The 20,857-nt window shown below is 70.7% G+C and carries 21 protein-coding genes; 6 read left to right on the top strand and 15 right to left on the bottom strand.

The window, feature by feature from the left end:
- The 5 genes from AC5Y2S_RS06220 (at window position 1) to AC5Y2S_RS06200 (ending at window position 4,727) form a co-directional block, all read left to right on the top strand.
- Complete coding sequence (locus AC5Y2S_RS06220; protein WP_499879851.1) at window positions 1-273, top strand: HypC/HybG/HupF family hydrogenase formation chaperone; 273 nt, start codon at window positions 1-3, stop codon at window positions 271-273.
- 13 nt (window positions 274-286) lie between these two features.
- Window positions 287-1,414, top strand: coding sequence for a hydrogenase formation protein HypD (gene hypD, locus AC5Y2S_RS06215; RefSeq protein WP_499954683.1), 1,128 nt, complete (start codon window positions 287-289; stop codon window positions 1,412-1,414).
- Window positions 1,411-2,145, top strand: coding sequence for a DUF6390 family protein (locus AC5Y2S_RS06210; RefSeq protein ID WP_499954681.1), 735 nt, complete (start codon window positions 1,411-1,413; stop codon window positions 2,143-2,145). The genes hypD and AC5Y2S_RS06210 overlap by 4 nt, the downstream gene beginning before the upstream one ends.
- 10 nt (window positions 2,146-2,155) lie before the next feature.
- Window positions 2,156-3,268: an alkaline phosphatase family protein gene (locus AC5Y2S_RS06205; RefSeq protein ID WP_499954679.1), complete on the top strand. Its 1,113-nt coding sequence runs from the start codon at window positions 2,156-2,158 to the stop codon at window positions 3,266-3,268.
- 616 nt (window positions 3,269-3,884) lie between these two features.
- On the top strand, window positions 3,885-4,727 hold the full coding sequence (locus AC5Y2S_RS06200; RefSeq protein ID WP_499954677.1) for a PPE domain-containing protein: 843 nt from the start codon (window positions 3,885-3,887) through the stop codon (window positions 4,725-4,727).
- On the opposite strand, the gene AC5Y2S_RS06195 is transcribed toward AC5Y2S_RS06200, so the two are convergent.
- From AC5Y2S_RS06195 to dxr, 13 genes are all read right to left on the bottom strand, one after another.
- Window positions 4,714-5,490, bottom strand: a complete 777-nt coding sequence (locus AC5Y2S_RS06195) for a 3-oxoacyl-ACP reductase (RefSeq protein WP_499902569.1) — start codon at window positions 5,488-5,490, stop codon at window positions 4,714-4,716. The genes AC5Y2S_RS06200 and AC5Y2S_RS06195 overlap by 14 nt on opposite strands.
- A complete protein-coding gene (locus AC5Y2S_RS06190; protein ID WP_499954675.1) occupies window positions 5,487-6,854 on the bottom strand; it encodes an aldehyde dehydrogenase family protein in 1,368 nt (455 codons plus the stop codon). Before AC5Y2S_RS06190 ends, AC5Y2S_RS06195 begins: the two co-directional genes overlap by 4 nt.
- Window positions 6,851-7,636 (bottom strand): gamma-glutamyl-gamma-aminobutyrate hydrolase family protein, encoded by a 786-nt coding sequence (locus AC5Y2S_RS06185; protein WP_499954673.1) that lies wholly within the window; start codon window positions 7,634-7,636, stop codon window positions 6,851-6,853. The genes AC5Y2S_RS06190 and AC5Y2S_RS06185 overlap by 4 nt, the downstream gene beginning before the upstream one ends.
- The gene (locus tag AC5Y2S_RS06180; RefSeq protein WP_499954671.1) at window positions 7,623-8,975 is read right to left on the bottom strand and encodes a glutamine synthetase family protein; all 1,353 of its coding nucleotides are present in this window, start codon (window positions 8,973-8,975) and stop codon (window positions 7,623-7,625) included. The genes AC5Y2S_RS06185 and AC5Y2S_RS06180 overlap by 14 nt, the downstream gene beginning before the upstream one ends.
- An 11-nt stretch (window positions 8,976-8,986) precedes the next feature.
- Window positions 8,987-9,538 (bottom strand): alpha/beta fold hydrolase, encoded by a 552-nt coding sequence (locus tag AC5Y2S_RS06175; protein ID WP_499902640.1) that lies wholly within the window; start codon window positions 9,536-9,538, stop codon window positions 8,987-8,989.
- Window positions 9,539-9,597: 59 nt separating this feature from the next.
- Complete coding sequence (locus AC5Y2S_RS06170) at window positions 9,598-11,094, bottom strand: cobyric acid synthase (protein WP_499954669.1); 1,497 nt, start codon at window positions 11,092-11,094, stop codon at window positions 9,598-9,600.
- 70 nt (window positions 11,095-11,164) lie between these two features.
- A complete protein-coding gene (gene map, locus AC5Y2S_RS06165; RefSeq protein ID WP_499954667.1) occupies window positions 11,165-12,022 on the bottom strand; it encodes a type I methionyl aminopeptidase in 858 nt (285 codons plus the stop codon).
- A 137-nt stretch (window positions 12,023-12,159) separates the two neighbouring features.
- The gene (locus AC5Y2S_RS06160; protein ID WP_499954666.1) at window positions 12,160-12,744 is read right to left on the bottom strand and encodes a DUF1707 SHOCT-like domain-containing protein; all 585 of its coding nucleotides are present in this window, start codon (window positions 12,742-12,744) and stop codon (window positions 12,160-12,162) included.
- Between the two features lie 44 nt (window positions 12,745-12,788).
- Window positions 12,789-14,618, bottom strand: a complete 1,830-nt coding sequence (locus tag AC5Y2S_RS06155; protein ID WP_499954664.1) for a penicillin-binding transpeptidase domain-containing protein — start codon at window positions 14,616-14,618, stop codon at window positions 12,789-12,791.
- A gap of 119 nt (window positions 14,619-14,737) precedes the next feature.
- Window positions 14,738-15,592: a GNAT family N-acetyltransferase gene (locus tag AC5Y2S_RS06150; RefSeq protein ID WP_499954662.1), complete on the bottom strand. Its 855-nt coding sequence runs from the start codon at window positions 15,590-15,592 to the stop codon at window positions 14,738-14,740.
- A gap of 54 nt (window positions 15,593-15,646) precedes the next feature.
- The gene (gene ispG, locus AC5Y2S_RS06145) at window positions 15,647-16,795 is read right to left on the bottom strand and encodes a flavodoxin-dependent (E)-4-hydroxy-3-methylbut-2-enyl-diphosphate synthase (RefSeq protein WP_499955661.1); all 1,149 of its coding nucleotides are present in this window, start codon (window positions 16,793-16,795) and stop codon (window positions 15,647-15,649) included.
- 11 nt (window positions 16,796-16,806) lie between these two features.
- Window positions 16,807-18,021: a M50 family metallopeptidase gene (locus AC5Y2S_RS06140; RefSeq protein ID WP_499954660.1), complete on the bottom strand. Its 1,215-nt coding sequence runs from the start codon at window positions 18,019-18,021 to the stop codon at window positions 16,807-16,809.
- Window positions 18,018-19,190 carry a 1-deoxy-D-xylulose-5-phosphate reductoisomerase gene (dxr, locus tag AC5Y2S_RS06135; protein ID WP_499954658.1) on the bottom strand — a complete coding sequence of 391 codons (1,173 nt, stop codon included), beginning with the start codon at window positions 19,188-19,190 and terminating at the stop codon, window positions 18,018-18,020. Before dxr ends, AC5Y2S_RS06140 begins: the two co-directional genes overlap by 4 nt.
- Window positions 19,191-19,271: 81 nt before the next feature.
- Here dxr and AC5Y2S_RS06130 point away from each other — a divergent pair, with 81 nt between their 5' ends.
- The gene (locus tag AC5Y2S_RS06130; protein ID WP_499954656.1) at window positions 19,272-19,526 is read left to right on the top strand and encodes a DUF2631 domain-containing protein; all 255 of its coding nucleotides are present in this window, start codon (window positions 19,272-19,274) and stop codon (window positions 19,524-19,526) included.
- On the opposite strand, the gene AC5Y2S_RS06125 is transcribed toward AC5Y2S_RS06130, so the two are convergent.
- Both AC5Y2S_RS06125 and AC5Y2S_RS06120 read right to left on the bottom strand, forming a co-directional pair.
- On the bottom strand, window positions 19,519-20,325 hold the full coding sequence (locus AC5Y2S_RS06125) for a DUF4097 family beta strand repeat-containing protein (protein ID WP_499954654.1): 807 nt from the start codon (window positions 20,323-20,325) through the stop codon (window positions 19,519-19,521). The genes AC5Y2S_RS06130 and AC5Y2S_RS06125 overlap by 8 nt on opposite strands.
- 36 nt (window positions 20,326-20,361) lie before the next feature.
- Window positions 20,362-20,853, bottom strand: a complete 492-nt coding sequence (locus AC5Y2S_RS06120) for a YlcI/YnfO family protein (protein WP_499902641.1) — start codon at window positions 20,851-20,853, stop codon at window positions 20,362-20,364.
- Window positions 20,854-20,857: the final 4 nt, after the last annotated feature.

Here is a 20,857-nt window from a genome sequence, read left to right as displayed (position 1 = left end):
ATGTGTCTTGGGATTCCGGGCCGGATCGTCGAAATCACCGACCCGGCAAACTATCTGGCGAAGGTGGACGTCAGCGGCGTGCAGCGCACGATCAGCGTGCGCCTGCTGGAGGACGACATGCCCGAGCCCGACGACTGGGTCCTGGTCCACGTCGGTTTCGCCATGGCCAAGATCGACGAGAGCGAGGCGCTGCTCACCCTGGCGGCCATCCAGAAACTCGGCGAGGCCTATACCACCGAAATGGAAGCCTTCGACTCGTCGGCCATCATTTAAGAGGGGTACGCAGATGAAATTCGTTGACGAGTTCCGTGACCCGGCCGCGGCCCGCAAGCTGCTGGGCGCCATCGAGCGCCTGGCCAGTGGCCGTGAACAGTTCAAGTTCATGGAGGTGTGCGGCGGGCACACGCACACGATCTACCGGCACGGCATCGAACACCTGCTGCCCGACAACGTGGAACTGGTGCACGGCCCGGGTTGCCCGGTCTGCGTGATCCCCATGGGCCGCATCGACGACGCGATGTGGCTGGCGGGCCAGCCCGACGTGATCTTCACCTGTTTCGGCGACATGATGCGGGTGCCCGGCTCGGGCGGCAGCCTGCTGGACGCCAAGGCCCGCGGCGCGGACGTGCGGTTCGTCTACTCGCCGCTGGACGCGCTGAAGATCGCCGTCGACAACCCCGGCAAACAGGTGGTGTTCTTCGCCATCGGCTTCGAGACCACCGCGCCCTCGACCGCCGTGACGCTGGTGCGCGCCCGGGATATGGGCCTGGCCAACTTCAGCGTCTTTTGCAACCACGTCACGATCGTGCCGCCCATCAAGGCCATCCTCGAATCGCCCGATCTGCGGCTGTCGGGTTTCATCGGCCCCGGGCACGTGTCGACGGTGGTGGGCAACCGCCCCTACCGGTTCGTGCCCGAGGTATACCGAAAGCCGTTGGTGGTGGCCGGTTTCGAGCCGCTGGACATCCTGGCGGCGGTCGCGATGCTGCTGACCCAGATCCGCGAGGGCCGCTGCGAGGTGGAAAACCAGTACAAGCGCGTGGTGCCCGAGGGCGGCAACCTCGCGGCGCTGGCGCTGATGGGCAAGGTGTTCGCGCTGCGCCCGCACTTCGAATGGCGCGGGCTGGGGTTCATCTCGCAAAGCGCGCTGCGGCTGCACGACGACTTCGCGGAATTCGACGCCGAGCTGCGCTTCGCGATGCCCGGCGTGCGCGTCGCCGACCCCAAGGCCTGCCAGTGCGGCGAGGTCCTCAAGGGCGTGCTCAAGCCCTGGGAGTGCAAGGTTTTCGGCACCGCGTGCACACCGGAGACGCCGATCGGCACCTGCATGGTCTCCCCCGAGGGGGCGTGTGCCGCCTACTACAACTTCGGCCGCATGCATCGCGACGCGGTGAAGCTGGTGGGGCGCGCTTGACCGATATCGCCGGTGCCGAGATGTTCGCCCGGTACGCGTACGCCCCCAACGCCCTGGGCTACTGCGGTCCCCCGCTGGGGGCGACCCTGCGCGACGGTTCCGTCGACGAGGTGCGCCGCGCGGCGACGGGGTTTTCCGGGGCGTGGCCCTACCTGCGGGTGCTCTCCGAACTGACCGGCATCGCCGACCCGCTGGACTATCGGCTGGTCGAATCCTATTGGCTCGGCGGTGGTCTCGGAGCCGGCCTCGACCCGCAAGACTTCTTCGACGCGCTGCTGGCCATCATCGGCCCGCAGGCCGGCCGGTACTGGTCGCACCTCACGGCCGACCTGGCCCACGAGGCCGCCGCCAACCACTGCTTCCACGTGTTCGGGGTGTACCCGTGGACCCGGTTCCTCGGCCGCGGGATGGATGAACACCCGCTGAGCGTCCTGGACAACTGCCGGATCACCTGGGGCACAGTCGTTTCCCGCGATGGCGACGACGTCGAGGTGCTGTGCCGCAAGCTGCTCTGGGACGGCCGGGCGCTATCCCTGTCCGAGCCCGCGGTCCGCCCGCTCGACGTCTGGGCCGACGGCTACAGCGCCGTGCCCGACGTCGCCGTCGGCGACGAGGTCGCGGTGCACTGGGGCCGGCTGTGCGGCCGGGTCTCACCGGAGCAGGTTCGCGCGCTCGCCGACAGCACCGATCGTCAGCTGCGGGTGACCAGTCAGCGGCTGACGCACGTCTAGTCTTACCGTCGTGCCCGGTTCGATCTGCGACGTGCTGCCGGCCGCGGCCGCCCTGCTCGGCGCCCCCGACGGGGCCGACCGCTTGGGCCTCGCGCAATCCGTCGGCGCCGTCGATCGCGTCGCGGTCGTGCTGGTCGACGGGCTCGGCTGGCACCTGCTGCCGCAGCTGGCCGGGGATGCGCCGCTGCTGGCCGCGGTGCTCACCGGCGAGAAGGGGCGGCTTGCCGAACTCACGTGTACCTTCCCGTCGACCACGCCGAGCAGCCTGGTGTCCCTGGGGACCGGGGCCCGTCCCGGCGAGCACGGCATCCTTGGTTTCACCCTCAACGTGCCCGGCACCGACCGGGTGCTCACCCACATTGTGTGGCGCGACGACCCGCCCCACGCCGAATGGCAGCCGCTGCCCACCTGGTTCGGGCGCCTGCGGCGGTCCGGCATCGCCGCACGCGCCGTGCTGCCCGCGGCCTTCATGGGCAGCGGGCTGACGGACGCGGCCTATCGCGGCGCCCAGATCCGCCCGACGCAGCCGGCGGACGACTACGCCGCAGAGCTGGCGGGCGAGCTGAACGCGGCGCCCGGGCTGGTGTACGGCTACACCGCCGACCTGGACACCGCGGCCCACCTGTTCGGCATCGGCTCCGAACGGTGGCACGAGGCGGCGGCGCGCGTCGACGCGCTGCTGACCCGGCTGGTCGAGGCCCTGCCGCCGAACGCGGCGCTGCTGGTGACCGCCGACCACGGCGGCCTCAACGTCCCCCCGGACGCCCGGGTCGACCTCGACGCCGACCCGCGGCTGGGCGACGGGGTGCGCGTGGTCGCCGGCGAGCCGCGGGTGCGCTACCTGCACACCGAGCCGGGCGCGGCCGCCGACGTGCGGGCGACCTGGGCCGAGGTGCTCGACGACCGGGCACACGTCTACGGCCGCGATCAGGCGGTGGCCACCGGCATGTTCGGGCCGGTCGACCCGGCGCACCTGGCGCGGATCGGCGACGTCGTCGTCGTCTGCACCGGCGACACCGCCGTCCTGGCCACCGCCCACGAGCCCCCGGAAATCGCGCGCCTCATCGGCTTTCATGGCGGGGCCACCCCGGCCGAGATGGCGATCCCGCTGATCGTTTTCTGAGCCGTCACCACCAGGCCATGCGAAACCGCGCCAGGTCGCTCAGCCGAACGAGGGCGCGCCGCAGACCCATCGGGACGATCTCACGGAGCCGCAGCGCGCGGATACGCCGGCGCGCCGAGCCGGCGTCCACACCCGCCGTGGCGCCAACTCGGGATCTGTCCGGGACCAGCCATCGAGGCGCCCCCACCAATTCGGGGGGCATCGGTTCGTGCGACATTCGGGGGCGCTCGCCGGCCGACTCCAGGCAATAGAGGCCGTTGGGATCACTTTTCGAGGAGCCATCCCGGGGAATCCAAACGCCCGAAGGGTGCTGGACAATTTCCCTGCCGCAGTGGCGGCAGGTGGCCGCGTACAACTTTCGTTCCCTTGTGATATTTCGCTAGCAGGTCCGCGTCGCCCCGACCGCATCGCGTTATGTCAACTTTACGTCGCAGTCACGCCGAAATGAAAGCGCGTGTTTTCAGCCTTCGTTTCGTGTCGGGTTTGGAGCGTTCTCACAGCTCGCTCCCGCCGTTGACCCAGCATGCGGCACTACCGTCGGGACACTGTGCGCCCGGGCTGTAACCCCTGGGCGTATCTCAAGGAAGATTCGATGCTTTCGGGTGCAGGGGTTGTAATGGATTTCGCGAAGCTACCGCCGGAAATCAACTCGGGGCTGGTGCATTCGGGCCCCGGCGCGGGATCGATGGCGGCGGCGGCCACGGCCTGGGAGCGGCTGGCCGAGGGGCTGCATGCGGCGGCGGCGCAGGCGCCGACGACGGAAGGCGCGGCGCCCTACGTAGATTGGCTCGCCGCCACCGCGGCGCGCGCCGAGCGGGCGGGTGCCCAGGCCGCGGCGGCGGCGAGCGCCCACCACTCGGCGCTGGCGGCGATGGTTCCGCCACGGGCGATCACCGCCAACCGCGCCCGGCGACGCTCGCTGGCCCGGCGGAACCACCTCGGGCAGGCCGGCCCGGCCATCGCGGAGGTCGACGCCGAGTACGAACGGATGTGGGCGCGGGACGCCGACGCCATGTACGCCTACGCCCGCGCCGCGGCCGCCGCGGCCACACTGGCCCCGTTCACCTCGCCGCCGGGTTGCCGGGGCACGACCGCCGGCCCGTGGGCGCTGCGCTCCGCGCCGGACGTCGTGTCGGCCGGCGATCGGGTGATGTCCGCGATTCCCCACGCGCTGCAGGCATTTTCGGCGTCGCCGCTGACCTCGCTCGAGGCGACGCTGTCTGCGGTCACCCCGTCGCTGTCCAGGCTGAGTTCGCTGTGCGCGCCGTCGGGCGCCGCGATCAGGCAGCTCAACATCCTCAACAAGGCGGCGGCATTGCGCTGGCTGTTCACGAAGCCGGCCCGCGTCGGCCCCGCCGACAGTTTCGGACGCGGGGCGGCGATCGGGGGGCTCTGCGTGCCACCGGCGTGGGCAACCGCGACGGCGCGGCACCGGCACCCGGCTGTCAGAGCGGGGTGACGTAGGCGGAGCTGATGCCGCCGTCGACCAGGAACGTCGACGCGGTGATGAACGATGCGTCGTCGCTGGCCAAAAACGCGACCGCGGCGGCGATTTCGTCCGGTTCGGCGAATCGGCCCAGCGGCACGTGCACCAGCCGGCGCGCCGCCCGTTCGGGGTCCTTGGCGAAAAGCTCTTGCAGCAGCGGGGTGTTGACCGGTCCCGGGCACAGCGCGTTGACGCGGATGCCCTGCCGGGCGTACTGCACGCCCAATTCCCGCGACATCGCCAGTACCCCGCCCTTGGACGCGGTGTAGGAGATCTGCGAGGTGGCCGATCCCAGCACCGCGACGAACGACGCCGTGTTGATGATCGAGCCCCTGCCGAAGGGCACCATGTGCCGCAGCGCGGCCCGGCAACACAGGTACACCGATTTGAGGTTGACGTCCTGGACCCGTTGCCACGCCGGAAGTTCGGTGTTCTCGATCAGGTCGTCGTCCGGTGGTGAGATGCCGGCGTTGTTGAACGCGATGTCGACCCAGCCGTAGGCCTCGGCCGCGGCGTCGAACAGCGCGTTGACCGCGTCTTCGTCCGAAACATCAGTGGGCACGAACAAACCCGACAGCTCCTCGGCGGCCGCCGCGCCGGCGTCGCGGTCGACGTCACCCACCACGATGCTCGCGCCCTCCGCGCGCATCCGGCGCGCCGCGGCCAACCCGATGCCGCCGGCACCGCCGGTGATCACGGCCACCCGGCCCGCCAGCCGCTGTGACAGGTCCATCACGAGCCCTCCTTGACGGCGATGAAGACGTTCTTGGTCTCGGTGAAATGCGATGGCGCGTCGGGGCCCAGCTCGCGGCCCAGCCCGGACTGCTTGAAACCGCCGAACGGCGTGCTGTACCGGACCGACGAGTGCGAGTTCACCGACAGGTTGCCGGACTCGATCGCCCGCGACACCCGCAAGGCGCGGGACAGGTCGTCGGTCCAGATGGATCCTGAGAGCCCGTAGTCGGTGTCGTTGGCCAGCGCGACGGCGTCGTGCTCGTCGTCGAAGGCCAACACGGTGACGACCGGGCCGAAGATCTCCTCGGTGACGGCGCGGTCGGTGCGCTGCGGGGTGAGAACCGTTGGCGGAAACCAGAATCCGGGGCCGGACGGCGCCACGCCGCGGAAGGCGACGGGGGCGTCGTCGGGCACGTAGGAGGCGACCCTGTCGCGGTGCGCGCCGGACACCAGGGGCCCCATCTCGGTGTCCCGGGAAGCGGGGTCCCCGACCGTGACGGCCCGCACCGCGGGCTCGAGCAACTCCATGAACCGGTCATACACGCTGCGCTGCACCAGGATCCGGCTGCGCGCGCAGCAGTCCTGCCCGGCGTTGTCGAACACCCCGGCGGGCGCGGTCGCCGCCGCGCGCTCCAGGTCGCAGTCGGCGAAGACGATGTTGGCGCTCTTGCCGCCCAGTTCCAGCGTCACCCGCTTGACGTGCGCGGCCGCGCCCGCCATGACGCGCTTGCCCACCTCGGTGGAGCCGGTGAACACCACCTTGCGCACTCCCGCGTGGGTGACGAACCGCTCCCCCACCACGGCACCCTTCCCGGGCAGCACCTGCAGCAGGTCCGCGTCGAGTCCCGCCTCGACCGCCAGCTCTCCCAGCCGCATTGTGGTCAACGGTGTCCACTCGGCGGGCTTGACCAACACGGCGTTGCCGGCGGCCAGCGCGGGGGCGATGCTCCACGCCGCGATCGGCATCGGGAAGTTCCACGGCGTGATCACGCCGACCACACCCAGCGGTTCGTTGAACGTGATGTCGAGCCCGTCGGCGACGGGAATCTGCTTGCCGGACAGGCGTTCCGGGCTACCCGAATAGAACGTCAACACGTCGCGGACGTGGCCGGCCTCCCATTCCGCCGACGCGATCGGGTGCCCCGAGTTGGCCACCTCGAGGGCGGCGAGCTCGTCGACGTGGGCGTCGACGACGGCGGCGAACGCGCGCAGGGCCGCCGCGCGCCCTGCCGGCGCCAACCGCGCCCAGCGCCGCTGGGCCGCCCGGGCGCGCTGCACCGCGTCGTCGACCGCGGCGGCGTCGAGCAGGTCGACCGACCGCAGCACTTCCTCGGTCGCCGGGTTGACCAGTTGTGTCGCCGTCATCGGGTGACCGCGTGCGACCGCGCGGCGTCGACCACCGCCCTGAACAGCCGCAGGTCGTCGAGCGATTTCTCCGGATGCCATTGCACCGCAAGCGCGAACGCCTGGCCCGGCACCTCGACGGCCTCGACCACGCCGTCGGGGTCCATGGCGCTCACCACCAGGCCGTCACCGACCTTGTCGATGGCCTGGTGGTGGTAGCAGGGCGCGTCGACGCACTCACCGATCAACGCGGCCAGGCGCGTGCCCGCGACGGTGCGGACCGGCAACCGGCTGAACACGCCGTTGCCGGCCCGGTGGCCGTGGTGGCCCAGGACGTCGGGCAGATGCTGGTGCAGGGTGCCGCCGAATGCGACGTTGAGCAGCTGCGCGCCGCGGCAGATGCCGAGCACGGGTAGCCCGCGGTCCAGCGCGCCGCGCAGCAGCGCGAGCTCCCAGGCGTCGCGGTCGCCGCGCGGCAAATCGGTGGCCGGATGGGGTTCCTGGTCGTAGTGCGCGGGGTCGAGGTCATAACCCCCGGTGATCACCAGCGCGTCCAGGCGCTCCAGCAGCCGGTCGGCGACCTCGGGGTCCACCGGCTGCGGCGGCAGCAGCACGGCGATGCCACCGGCCATGACGACGCCCTCGAAGTAATCGGCCGGCAGGTAACCGGCGGCGACGTCCCATATCCCCGTCCGCACCTGCTCCAGGTAACTGGTCAGGCCGATCACGGGCCTACGTGGCGATCGCAAGCGCGGCGTAGCCGGGCGCAGCGGGTCGCCACCGTCCGACTCAGAGGCGTTCAAACCCTCGCATCCTCTCCCAGTCCGTGACCGCCGCGTTGAACGCCGCCACCTCCACGCGTGCGTTGTTCAGGTAATGCGCGACGACGTCGTCGCCGAAGACCTCCCGCGCGAGCGCCGAGCCTTCGAAGAGCGCCGCCGCCTCGGCGAGCGTGGCGGGCAGTCGCTCGACGTCGGTTGCGTCGTAGACGTTCCCGACGTAGGGCGCGGGCGGCTCGAGGCCCCGTTCCATACCGTACAGCCCGCCGGCGATCAGCGCCGCCGCAGCGAGGTAGGGGTTGACGTCGCCGCCGGGAACCCGGCATTCGACCCGGATGTTGCGCCCGTGGCCGACGACCCGCAGGGCGCAGGTGCGGTTGTCCAGGCCCCACGCGATCGCGGTGGGCGCGAAGCTGCCGTCGGCGAATCGCTTGTAGGAGTTGATGTTTGGCGCGTAGAACAGTGTCAGTTCGCGCAGGGTGGCCAACAGTCCCGCGAGGAAACCGCAGAACGTCGCCGACATTCCGTGCGGGCGGGTGGCGTCGGCGAACACCGCCGAGCCGTCCCGGTCGCGCAGCGACAGGTGGATGTGGCAGCTATTGCCTTCCCGCTCATCGTATTTCGCCATGAACGTCAGGCTCTTTCCGTGCTGGTCGGCGATCTCCTTGGCACCGTTCTTGTAGATGGTGTGGTTGTCGCACGTGACCATCGCCTCGTCGTAGCGGAACCCGATTTCCTGCTGGCCCCGGTTGCATTCGCCCTTGACGGCCTCGAAGCGCAGGCCCGCGCCCTCCATGCCCAGCCGGATGTCGCGCAGCAGCGGCTCCATCCGCGAGGACGCCAGCATGGCGTAGTCGATGTTGTAGTCGCTGGCCGGCGTCAGCCCGCGATACCCGCCGGCCCAGGCCTGACGGTACGGCTCGTCGAACACGATGAACTCCAGCTCGGTGGCGATGTCGGCGGCCAGCCCGCGCTCGCCCAGCCGGCCGAGCTGGCGGCGCAGGATCGCCCGCGGCGCGACGGCGACCTCGCCGCCGTCGGCCCAGCCGAGGTCGGCGATCACCAGGGCGGTGCCGGGCAGCCACGGAACCAGGCGCAGCGTGGCCAGATCCGGGGTCATCACCATGTCGCCGTAGCCGGTTTCCCAGCTCGACATCGCGTAGCCGGAGACGGTGTTCATGTCGACGTCGACGGCGAGCAGATAGCTGCAGCACTCGGCACCGTGCGCGGCTATTTCCTCGGCGAAGAGCCGGGCCGACACGCGTTTGCCGACCAGCCTGCCCTGCATGTCGGCGAACGCCACGATCACGGTGTCCACCGCGCCGCTTCCCACCAGCTCTTCCAGCGCGGCCAACGTGAGCATGGCGGACGGCGCTACCACGTGCTGGTGCGCAAGACGATCTCGGCGGCCAGCTGCGCCGTCGACTCCTGCACGGTGCGCCGGCCCAGGTCGACCACGCGGTATTCGGCGTAGACGTACCGCTGGCTCGCGTCGGCCACCGCCTTGGCGGCCGCGGAGCTGACCAACACGGTGGTGCCGATTTCCACGGGCGGGCAGTGCTCGTCGAGCACCACGCCCTTGGGGTCGGCCACCCGCGGATGGCCGCGGTCGATCACGACCAGGCCGACGAACCGGCCCAACCGGGTGGCCGCCAGTTCCCAGGCGAGCTCGCCGCCGGCGCGGTCGCCGAAGACGACGGCCCAGCGGATGCCCAGCGAGTCGAGGATGCCGACCACCGATTTCGCGGTCAGCCGTGGATCGAGGCCGATGACGACCGTCCGCAGCGAGGCGGTGTGCAGCCGCTCGCACACCGCGTCATAGGCGACCGGCGAACGCTGCTGGTCTCCGAGGATGACGACGACGACGCCCTTGTCCGGCCCGGCTACCGACACCGGGACGGGGAATCCGTCGAGCGTGGTCATCATCGAGTGCACCCACGCACGTTACCTGTCAAAGGCCAGCGTGCGCGAGGTTTCCTCCTCACCTACTGGCGTAACGCGCTGGTTATCGGCGGTCGCGGCGGCGGTCCGTCGAGCAGCCCGAGGACCGCGTCGACGTCCAGATGGGCGGCCAGCAGGTCCGCGATCGCGTCGAGTTGGGCATCGCGGCGCGCGGCGACGTCGGTGTCGGCGACGACGAACCCGCCGCGGCCGGCCGCGTCGGCGACCCGGGAGAGCCACCCCCGGCGGAAGTCGTCGTTGTCGAGCAGGCCGTGCCAGTGGGTGCCGTAGACCGCGCCGCGCACGACACCCTGGGGTTCGGCGTCCTGTGCGAACCAGGTCTCCTCGGCGCAGCGGGCGAGCCGCCCGTGATGAATTTCGTATCCGGAGAGCGGCCGCTGCCGGCGCCGCAGGACCTTGGCCTGGCCGAAGACGATGTCGGCGTCCAGCAGGCCCAGGCCGGCGAGCGCCCCCGCGCCGGATTCGACCGTGTCCTCGATGCGCCGGCACAGCATCTGGAACCCGCCGCAGATGCCCAGCACCGGCTTGCCGGCCCGGGCGTGGTCGACGATCGCGCCGGCCAGGCCGCGCTCCCGCAGCCACGACAGGTCGGCGACGGTCGCCTTGCTGCCCGGAACCACGACCAGGTCGGTGTCGGCCAGGTCGGCGGGATCGGTGATCCAGCGCACCAGCACGCCCGGCTCGCACGCCAGCGCCTCGACGTCGGTGGAGTTGGAGATGCGGGGCAGCCGGATCGCCGAAACCCGCAGCCACTGGTCGCCGCGCGGCGGCGCGGGCCTGCCGACGATGCGGTTCGCGACCACCGACAGCGAGTCCTCGGCGTCCAGCCAGAGCTCCTCGGCGTAGGGCAGCACCCCGTAGGTCGGGCGGCCGGTCATCGCCTGCAGCTGCTGCAGGCCGGGTTCCAGGAGCGCGGGGTCGCCGCGGAACTTGTTGACCACGAAGCCGGCGATCAGCGCCTGGTCGTCGGGCTCGAGCACCGCGACCGTCCCGAACAGGTGCGCCAACAGGCCGCCGCGATCGATGTCACCGACCAGGATCACCGGCAGGTTCGCGGCCCGGGCCAACCCCATGTTGGCCAAATCCGTGGACCGCAGGTTGATCTCGGCCGGCGAGCCGGCGCCCTCGCAGATCACCGCGTCGAATTCGTCTCGCAGCGAGGACAGTTCGTGTGCGACGATGCCCGCGAGCCGGTCGCGGTGCCGGATATAGCCTGCGGCGGTGACCGACTCGGCGACCTGACCCCGGATCACCAACTGCGACGTCCGATCACCGCCCGGTTTGAGCAGGATCGGGTTGAATCGCACGCTGGGCTCCAGCCCCGCCGCGCGCGCCTGGATCGCCTGGGCGCGGCCGATCTCGCCGCCTTCGACGGTGACCACCGAGTTGTTGGACATGTTCTGGGCCTTGAACGGCGCCACCCGAATCCCCTTGCGCGCCAACAACCGGCACAGGCCCGCCACCACCACCGATTTGCCGGCGTCGGAGCTGGTGCCGGCGACCAGCAGAGCCCCGCTCACCTTTCTGTGGCGACCAGACGCAGAATCGCACTTTCCGGGAGGAAATCGTGCGATTCTGCGACTGCTCGCGCTAGAGACAAGTGAGGATCTCGACGCCGGTGTCGGTGACCAGCAGGGTGTGCTCGAACTGGGCGGTCCACTTGCGGTCCTTGGTCACCACGGTCCAGCCGTCGTCCCAGATCTCGTAGTCCAGCGCGCCGAGGTTGATCATCGGCTCGATGGTGAACGTCATTCCCGGCTGGATGACCGTCGCCACGGAGGGCTGCTCGTAGTGCAGCACCACCAGGCCGTTGTGGAAGGTGGTGCCGATGCCGTGGCCGGTGAAGTCACGAACGACGTTGTACCCGAACCGGTTTGCGTACGACTCGATGACCCGGCCGACCACCGACAGCGCGCGGCCCGGTTTGACGGCGTTGATCGCGCGCATCGTCGCCTCGTGGGTTCGCTCCACGAGTAGCCGGTGCTCCTCGGCGACGTCGCCGGCCAGGAACGTCGCGTTGGTGTCGCCGTGCACCCCGTCGATGTAGGCGGTGACGTCGATGTTGACGATGTCGCCGTCCTCGATCACCGTCGAGTCGGGGATGCCGTGGCAGATGACCTCGTTGAGCGACGTGCAGCACGACTTCGGGAAGCCCTTGTAGCCCAGCGTCGACGGGTAGGCGCCGTTGTCGATCATGTACTCGTGGGCGATCCGGTCGAGCTCGTCGGTCGTCGCCCCGGGCGCGACCGCCTTGCCCGCCTCGGCCAGGGCGCCGGCCGCGATGCGGCCCGCGACGCGCATCTTCTCGATCACCTCGGGCGTCTGCACCCACGGCTCGCTGCCCTCCCGGGCCGTCGGCTTGCCGACGTACTCGGGGCGGGGGATGCGTCCGGGCACCGGCAGAGTCGGTGATATCACGCCGGGGGAAAGCGCGGTGCGAGCTGGCATGCAGGCCAGCTTAATAGGCGCCCGCCCGGTGCGGCGCGTGTGCGTCAGCGGCTTGGAGTGTGAGCGCAGGGCGCCACGGCTTCACAATCGCCGCCGCCAATTCACACGTAACGCCGTCAGTTCACACGCAAAGCCGATCAACCGGAGCGGCGGCGCAGCAACGAGCGCCGCGGCCCGCGGATGATCAGCGACCCGCACACCACCCGGCCCGTCAACACGACATGCGGCGTGCCCTCGCCCGGCGCGCCTTTGCGACGGTCGCTGGCGCTGCCCACGTAGACCTCGACGTCGTCGATCGACGCGCTGGCGCCGTCGGGCAAGCGGACCTCCACCGAGCCGAACCTCATGTCGAGCTCGATGATCACCACCGGCCCCGCGAATCGGGCCCTGGTGAGGTCGAGGTGCACCGAGCCGAGCCGGCGCACCAGCGCCAGCCGGGTGGGCACGGTCCACTCGCCGTGGCGCCTCAGCGAACCGGCCCAGCCGCGCAGCTCCACCCGGTCGGCCGCGGACGAGACGAACGCGCCGGGCCCGGGCAGGTCACCGACCAGCCCGTCCAGCTCGCTTCGGGTGCGCGCGTAGGAGACCTGGGTGGAGCGCTGCTCGAACTCGTCGATGTCGATCAGGCCGAGCGCGACGGCGTTGTGCAGCCGGCGCATCGTGCCGTTCCGGTCGGCGTCGGAGACCCGGAGCGCCAGCATGTCCCCGCCGGTATCGGTCATGTTCGCAATTTACCGCTGTTGCCCGCCCCCGGGGGCCGGGCAGTTCAGGCCAGGTAGCCCGGCGGCATGGACTCGAACATGAATTTCGTCATCCGAACCGCCCACTCCGAGCTGCCGCCCCCGACGATCAGCGCGGCGAAGGCGAGGTCGCCGCGGTACCCGGCGAACCAGGAGTGCGATCCGCCCGGGAACTCGGCCTCACCGGTCTTCCCGTAGATCTCGCCGCAGCCGTTGATCTCCTTGGCGGTCCCGTTGGTCACCACCAGCCGCATCATGGGCCGCAGCGCGTCGACCATCTTCGGGCTGATCGGGGTGTCTGGGACGTTCGGGCCCTCGACCGTCGTCGGGCGCCCGGCGATCAGCTGCGGCACCGGGGTTTTGCCGGCCGCGACGGTGGCCGCCACCAGGGCCATCCCGAACGGGCTCGCCAGCACCTTGCCCTGGCCGAAGCCGTCCTCGGTGCGCTCGGCCAGGTCCACCGTCGGCGGCACGGACCCGGTCACGGTGGTGAGGCCGTCGACGGTGTAGTCGAGCCCGATGCCGTAGCGGGTGGCCGTCTGGGTCAGGCCGCGGGGCGGCATCCTGCTGCTCAGCTCCGCGAACGTGGTGTTGCACGAACTGGCGAACGCGCGCGACATGGACACCACGCCCAGGTCGAAGCCGCCGTAGTTGGGGATGGTGCGATGCCCGATGTCGATATGGCCCGGGCAACCCAGCATCGAGTTGGGCGTGGCCATGTCGCGGTCGATCGCGGCGCCCGCCGTGATCATCTTGAACGTCGACCCGGGCGGGAACAGGCCGTTGGTGGCCGGCAGGCCGTCGGCGTCGGCGCCCTTGTTCTGCGCGATCGCGAGGATCTCCCCCGTCGACGGCTTGATCGCGACGATCATCGCCTTGCCGCCCTTGTTGTCCACGGCGCGCTGCGCGGCGTTCTGCACGACCCGGTCGAGCGTGATCGACACCGACGGCGCCGGCAACCCCTCGACCTCGTGCAGCACGGCGACGTCGACGTTGTTCTGGTTGACGCTGACCACCCGCCAGCCCGCCTGGCCGTCCAGCTGGTCCGTCACGGCTTTTTTCACCTCGCCGATGACGGCCGGCGCGAAATGCGGGTCGGTGGGCAGCATTTCGGGCTGTGGCGTGACGACGATGCCGGGCAGCCGGCCGATCGCGGGAAAGACCTTGTCGTTGTCGGCGGGCAGCAGCGTGACGCCCAGGTCCACCTGGTTGGTCGTCGAGCTGGCCCGCTCGGCGAGCAGCTGCGGGTCGGTCAACGTGTCGTTGAACGGCCGCAGCACGTCGACGATCGTGTGGGTGGTGAAGCTCAGCGACTGTGGCGGTCCGGCCGCGGCGGCGTCCAGCGTGTAGTGATAGCGGTAGCCCGGCGCCAGCACGTCGCTGCCGCCGAGTTCATTGACCGACGCGCGCCGCGGCTGATCGGCGCGCAGCGCGAACGTCTGATGCTCGCCCAGCCGCGGATGCAGGTCGGTCGGGGTCCACCGGACCTCCCAGCGCCCCTCGTCGCGGGCCATCTTCAGCTGGCCGTCGTAGCTCCAGGTCCGGTTCTTGGGCAGGTGCCAGGTGAAGCGGTAGTCGACGGTGCCGGTGTCCTCGGCGTACTTCGAGCTGAGGACCTGCGCGTCCAGGTGGGTGGCCTGCAGACCGGACCAGGCCGCGTTGAGCGCCTCGCGGGCCTCGTTGGGGTTGTCGGCGAGCTGCGCGGCCGTCGCGGTGTCCCCGATTGCCAAGGCGCCGAAGAACTTCTCGGCGGCCGGGCCCGGGCCGTCGGGCCGCGGGGTGCAGCCGGACAGGCCGACCGACGCGACGAGCAGCAGACTCGTCGCGGCCGATACCAGTGGGGTTTTTGTGACCATCGGTACAGATGTTATGAATGCTGGGCCGCCGACAAGCGCCGACACACCGAGACCTGACCGTTATGCGCGGATTGGGCTGCCGAGCTGTGCGCCAGAGTGACGCTCGCGGGAGAAGGACCTCAGTCCAGCAGGACCGTCGCGAAAGTGCCGACTTCGGCGAAGCCCACCCGCGCGTACGCGGCGCGGGCGACGGTGTTGAAGCTGTTCACGTACAGGCTGGCGACCCGCCCGGTAGCCACGATCACGGCGGCCACCGTCGCGGTGCCCGCTGTGCCCAGCCCCTGGCCGCGCCACTCCGGGTGCACCCAAACCCCTTGGATCTGACCGACGCCCGGCGACTGCGACCCGACTTCGGCCTTGAAGATCACCTGACCGTGCTCGAAGCGGGCCCAGGCCCGGCCGGCCGCGATCAGGCTGGCCACCCGCCGGCGGTAGCCGCGCCCGCCGTCGCCGAGCCGCGGGTCGACGCCGACCTCGCCGATGAACATGTCGACTGCGGCCACCAGGTAGGCGTCCAGCTCGTCCGGTCGCACCTGCCGAACGCCGGGGTCGATGTCGCAGTTCGGGTGGCTGGTCAGCGCCATCAGCGGCTGGTCGTCACGCACGTCGCGCGCCGGGCCCCAGGCCGACTCGAGGCGCTCCCACATCGGCATCACCAAGTGGGCCCGGCCGACCAGCGAGGAACAGCGCCGCGTGGCGCTCATCGCCTCGTCGGCGAAGGCGTTCAGGTCGGCCGGTCCGCCGCGCAGCGGGATGAGGTTGGCGCCGGCGAAGCACAGCGATTCGTCGGGGCCGCGGCGCGTCCACAGTTCGCCGCCGATCGCAGTGGGCTCGATGCCGTGGTCGGCCACCCGGGCCGCGACCATGCAGGAGCCCACCGGGTCGTCGCCCAGCACCCGCCAGACGGCGGCGGCGTCACGCACCACGGACACCCGCCGCTCGCCGACAAGGCGAAAGATGGGCGGAGCCGACATCGGGGGAACTCTCTGTGGTGCGAACTGAAGATCAGAGCTGGGCGCGGGCCCCTATCAGCTTACGGTCACAATCGGCGAACCGCTCGATTCTGTTCCCGGTCCGTGACCCGTTTCCATTTCGGAGGCCAACCGCATGGCCTCCTCGATCAGCGTCTCGACGATCTGCGCCTCGGGCACGGTCTTGATCACCTCGCCGCGAACGAAGATCTGTCCCTTGCCATTTCCCGACGCGACGCCCAGGTCGGCCTCGCGGGCCTCGCCCGGACCGTTGACGACGCAGCCCATCACGGCGACCCGCAGCGGGACGTCGAGCCCGTCCAGGCCGGCGGTGACCGCGTTGGCCAGCGTGTAGACGTCGACCTGCGCGCGCCCGCACGAGGGGCAGGACACGATCTCGAGCCCGCGGGGCCGCAGGTTCAGCGACTCGAGGATCTGGATGCCGACCTTGACCTCCTCGACCGGCGGCGCGGACAGCGACACCCGGATGGTGTCGCCGATCCCCCGCGACAGCAGGGCGCCGAACGCGACCGCCGACTTGATGGTGCCCTGGAAGGCCGGGCCGGCCTCGGTGACACCGAGGTGCAGCGGGTAGTCACATTGCGCGGCCAGCTGCTCGTAGGCGGCGACCATCACGACCGGATCGTTGTGCTTGACGCTGATCTTGATGTCGCCGAAGCCGTGCTCCTCGAACAGCGAGGCCTCCCACAGCGCGGACTCGACCAGCGCCTCGGGGGTTGCCTTGCCGTACTTCTCCATGAACCGCTTGTCCAGCGAGCCGGCGTTGACGCCGATGCGGATCGGGATGCCGGCCGCCGCCGCGGCCTTGGCGACCTCGCCGACGCGGCCGTCGAATTCCTTGATGTTGCCGGGGTTCACCCGCACCGCGGCGCAGCCGGCGTCGATGGCGGCGAAGATGTACTTCGGCTGGAAGTGGATGTCGGCGATCACCGGGATCTGGCTGTGCCGCGCGATCTCGGCCAGCGCGTCGGCGTCCTCCTGGCGCGGGCACGCGACCCGGACGATGTCGCAGCCGGCGGCGGTCAGCTCCGCGATCTGCTGCAGCGTCGTGTTGACGTCGTGTGTCTTGGTGGTGCACATCGACTGCACCGAGATCGGGTGGTCGCTGCCGACCCCGACGTCGCGGACCATCAGTTGCCGCGTCTTGCGCCGCGGTGCCAGCGTCGGCGGCGGGGAGTCCGGCATGCCCAGGCTGGTCACTGGAACAGCCTGATCGGGTTGACGAGGTCGGCGGTCACGGTCAGCAGCATGTAGCCGACCACGAACACCAACACCACGTACGTGGCGGGCATCAGCTTGAGGTAGTTCACCGGCGCGGCCGCGACCATGCCGCGGGCCGAACGGATCAGGTTGCGCATCTTCTCGAACACCGCGATGGCGATGTGGCCGCCGTCGAAGGGCAGCAGCGGCACCAGGTTGATGGCGCCCAGGATGAGGTTCAGCTGCGCCAGGAAGAACCAGAACGCCACCCACAGCCCGTGGTCGACGGTGTCGCCGCCGATGATGCTGGCGCCGACGACGCTCATCGGGGTTCCCGGGTCGCGCTGGCCGCCGCCGATGGCGTGCACCAGCGCACCGACCTTCGTCGGGATGGTCACCAGCGCCTTGCCCACCTCGACGGTCAGGTCGCCGGCGAACGCGAAGGTGGCCGGGATCGCCGACAGGACGTTGTAGTGCGTGGGCGCGACCCGGACCGTGCCGACTCCGATGGCGCCGACGGTGGAGGCCTCCGGCTGGCCCTTGGCGCCCTTGGTCAGGAAGCGCTGGGTGGGGGTCACGTCGACGTAGGTGGTGATGGTGGTGCCGTCGCGCTCGACGACGACGGGAACCGTGCCGTGCAGCTTGCGCACCGCGGCGGCCATGTCCTCGAACGTCGACACCGGGGTGTCGCCGACCTTGACCACGACGTCGCCGGGGCGGATTCCGGCGGTCGCCGCCGGACCGGCCCCGGTGCAGTTGCCGAGCTTGCCCGGAGCGGTTTCCGGTGCGACGCAAGCGGTTTCGCCGATGATGGCCTTGGTGGGCGGGTGCAGGTTGGGCAGCCCCCAGACCAGCGCGATGCCGTAGATCAGGACCAGGCAGATGACGAAGTTCATGCCCGGGCCCGCGAACAGCGTCGCCACCCGCTTCCAGGTCGCCTGCTTGTACATCGCGCGGTCGGCCTCGTCGGGCTCGAGGTCCTCGACCGGGGTCATCCCGGCGATGTCGCAGAAGCCGCCCAGCGGAACGGCCTTGATGCCGTACTCGATCTCCCCGCGCCGGGTCGACCACAGCGTGGGCCCGAAGCCGACGAAATAGCGGCGCACCTTCATGCCGGTGCCGCGCGCGACCCACATATGGCCGCACTCGTGCAGGGCCACCGAGATCAGGATGGCGAGCGCGAACAGCACAATGCCGATTGCGAACATCATCGGGTTACTAGGACCTTTCTGACAGCGCGCTGCGCTCGCTCACGTGCCCAGCGCTGCGCGTCCAGTACCTCATCCACGGTAGCGGGTTCCGCGGCCCATTGGTCGGCAGCGCGCAGCACCTCGGCGATGGTGCGGACGATCGCGGGGAAGCCGATCCTGCCGTTCAGGAACGCCTCCGCGGCCTCCTCGTTGGCCGCGTTGTAGACGGCGGTCATGCAGCCGCCGGTCTGACCGGCGTGCCGGGCCAGCTCGACGGCGGGGAAAACGTCGTTGTCCAGCGGCTCGAATTCCCAGCTAGACGCGGTGCTGAAGTCGCAGGCGGGGGCGGCGCCCGCCACCCGGGCCGGCCAGCCCAGGGCCAGGGAAATGGGCAGCTTCATGTCCGGAGGGCTGGCCTGGGCGATCGTCGAGCCGTCGACGAAGGTGACCATCGAATGAACAATCGACTGAGGGTGCACGACGACGTCGATGCGGTCGTAGGGAACGCCGAACAGCAGGTGGGTTTCGATGAGCTCGAGCCCCTTGTTGACCAGCGACGCCGAGTTCAGCGTGTTCATCGGGCCCATCGACCAGGTCGGGTGGGCGCCCGCTTGCTCGGGCGTGACGGCCTCGAGGTCGGCGGCGGCCCAGCCGCGAAACGGCCCGCCCGACGCGGTCAGCACCAGTTTGGCGACCTCCTCTGGGGCGCCACCGCGCAGGCACTGCGCCAGCGCCGAGTGCTCGGAGTCGACGGGCACGAGCTGGCCCGGCCGCGCCGCCCGCAACACCAGCGGCCCCCCGGCGATCAGCGATTCCTTGTTGGCCAGCGCCAGCCGGGCCCCCGAGTCGAGCGCCGCCAGCGTGGGCTGCAGGCCCAGCGCCCCGACCAGGGCGTTGAGGACGACGTCGGCGTCGGTCTCCTGGACCAGCCGGGTCGCCGCGTCCGGGCCGCTGTAGGCGACGTCCCCGAGCTGCTGCGCCGCACGCTCGTCGGCGACGGCGACGTTGGTGACCCCGGTCTCGGCGCGCTGACGCGCGAGGGCCTCGGGTTTGGCGCCCCCGGCGGCCAGCCCGACCACCTGGAAGCGGTCGGGGTTGGCCGCGATGACCTCCAGCGCCTGGGTGCCGATCGAGCCGGTGCTGCCCAGCACCAACACGCGCAGGCGGCCCCCGGCAGTCGCGTTAGTCACCCACTCATTGTGCCCCCCACGCTCTCGCAGCGGGTGTGCCAGAATCTCCACGGGAGCAGCCGACAGGAAAGAGGATTCGCCGTGGCCAGTACCGAGGTGGAGCACTACAACGGCGTCGACGTCGCCGAGGTGCCGTCGGCGGCCTGGGGGTGGAGCAAGATCAACGTCCGCACCTGGCACGCGGTCGGGGCGTTCGCCGTCATATTCCTGCTGGCGATGATGTGGGGGAACCACGTCGGCCACGTCGAGAACTGGTTTTTGATCGGCTTCGCCGCCCTCACCCTCGTCGTGCTGGTGCGCGATCTCTGGGGCCGCCGCCGCGGCTGGATCAGGTAGCGTTCGCCGTCTTCGTCCGGTGAATGCTCACGTCACCCGAACCGCTGCGCACGGTTAGGGCGAACTTTTCGTCGCCCTGTCGCGGGCCGTCGGATGGCTCCAGTTCGCTGCTGAGGACGCCCGATCCGGTAACGATGTCCAGCCGGACCGCCGTGCCCTCGGCGATGCCGACCGTGACCTCGCCGCTGCTGGCGTGGGCCGACACCCCGCCCCGGACGGCGGCCGCGACGTCAACCGACCCCGAGGCGGTCCGCGACTTCACATAGCCGCTCAGCCGGTCGACGCGCAGCGAGCCGCTGGCGGCCTTGAACTTCAAATCGCCGTCCAGGTCCCCGACCGTCACGTCGCCCGACGCGGTGGCGATCGACGCGCCGCCGGACACCGCGCGCACGCTGATGGACCCGGACGCGGTGGTGGCCTTGAACTTTCCCGTCACGGAGTCCACCTCGGCGTTGCCGCTGGCCGACGCGACCCGAACGTCGCCGAACTCGCCCTCGGCGCGCAGGTCGGCCGACGCCAGCGACGCGTGCAGCCGCGAGCGTGCGGGCAGCGCGATGTCGACGTCGACGGCGGCGTCCCGGAAAGGTGTCATCCCGCGCTTGGCGCCGGAAACGATGAGCTTGCCGTCGCGGAAGTCCACGCGTGTGTGCTCCGCGGCGGAGACGTCGGCGCTGCGCGATTCGTCGTGGGGCCGCACCTCGACGACGGTGTCGGCTCGGTCGGCGGCCACGAGCCGGATCGAACCGTTCCTGGCCTCGATGCTCACGGCGATCGGCTCGGGGGTGGCGAACGTCGGCATTCTGATCTCCTTCGATGGACGGTGTGTTCGGTGGTGTCAGCGCACCCAGCCGGTGACGCGGTGGCCGGAGGTTCGGCCGGAGTGGCCCTTGGCGGACGCCTGACCGTCGCCATGGCTGGCCATGGCGGCCGCACGCACCAGCCAGGCGTTCAACGAGGCGCCGTCGCGGCGGGCGGCCGACTCGACCGCCGACCGCAGCCCCTCCGGGAGGCGCAGCGTGACCCGCCAGGTGCCGCCGTCGTCGTCGTATTGCGCGACGAAGGCGCGATCGTCGGGCGGCTCGTCTTCCAAGCCGCTGACGATGAACTCGGGGTCGCGGCCGCGCAGCCGGACCTCGACGGACCCGGGAGCCAGCTCGCCGGTGATCTCCTCGGCGGCGGCCGACAGGGCTTCCAGCAGCGCCAGCCGCATCGCCGCGTCCAGCGGCGCGGTCAGCCGCCCGGCCAGCTCCTGCGCTTCCGAGCCGGCCGCCGCCGCGGCTGCGAGTAAGTCCTGGCGGACGGCGTCGACGTACGGTTGCAGATCCATGGTG

Source organism: Mycobacterium sp. NGS69 (assembly GCF_059812165.1).
The sequence above is the reverse complement of the archived record's forward strand: the minus strand, read 5'-3'. Positions and strand labels throughout refer to the sequence as shown.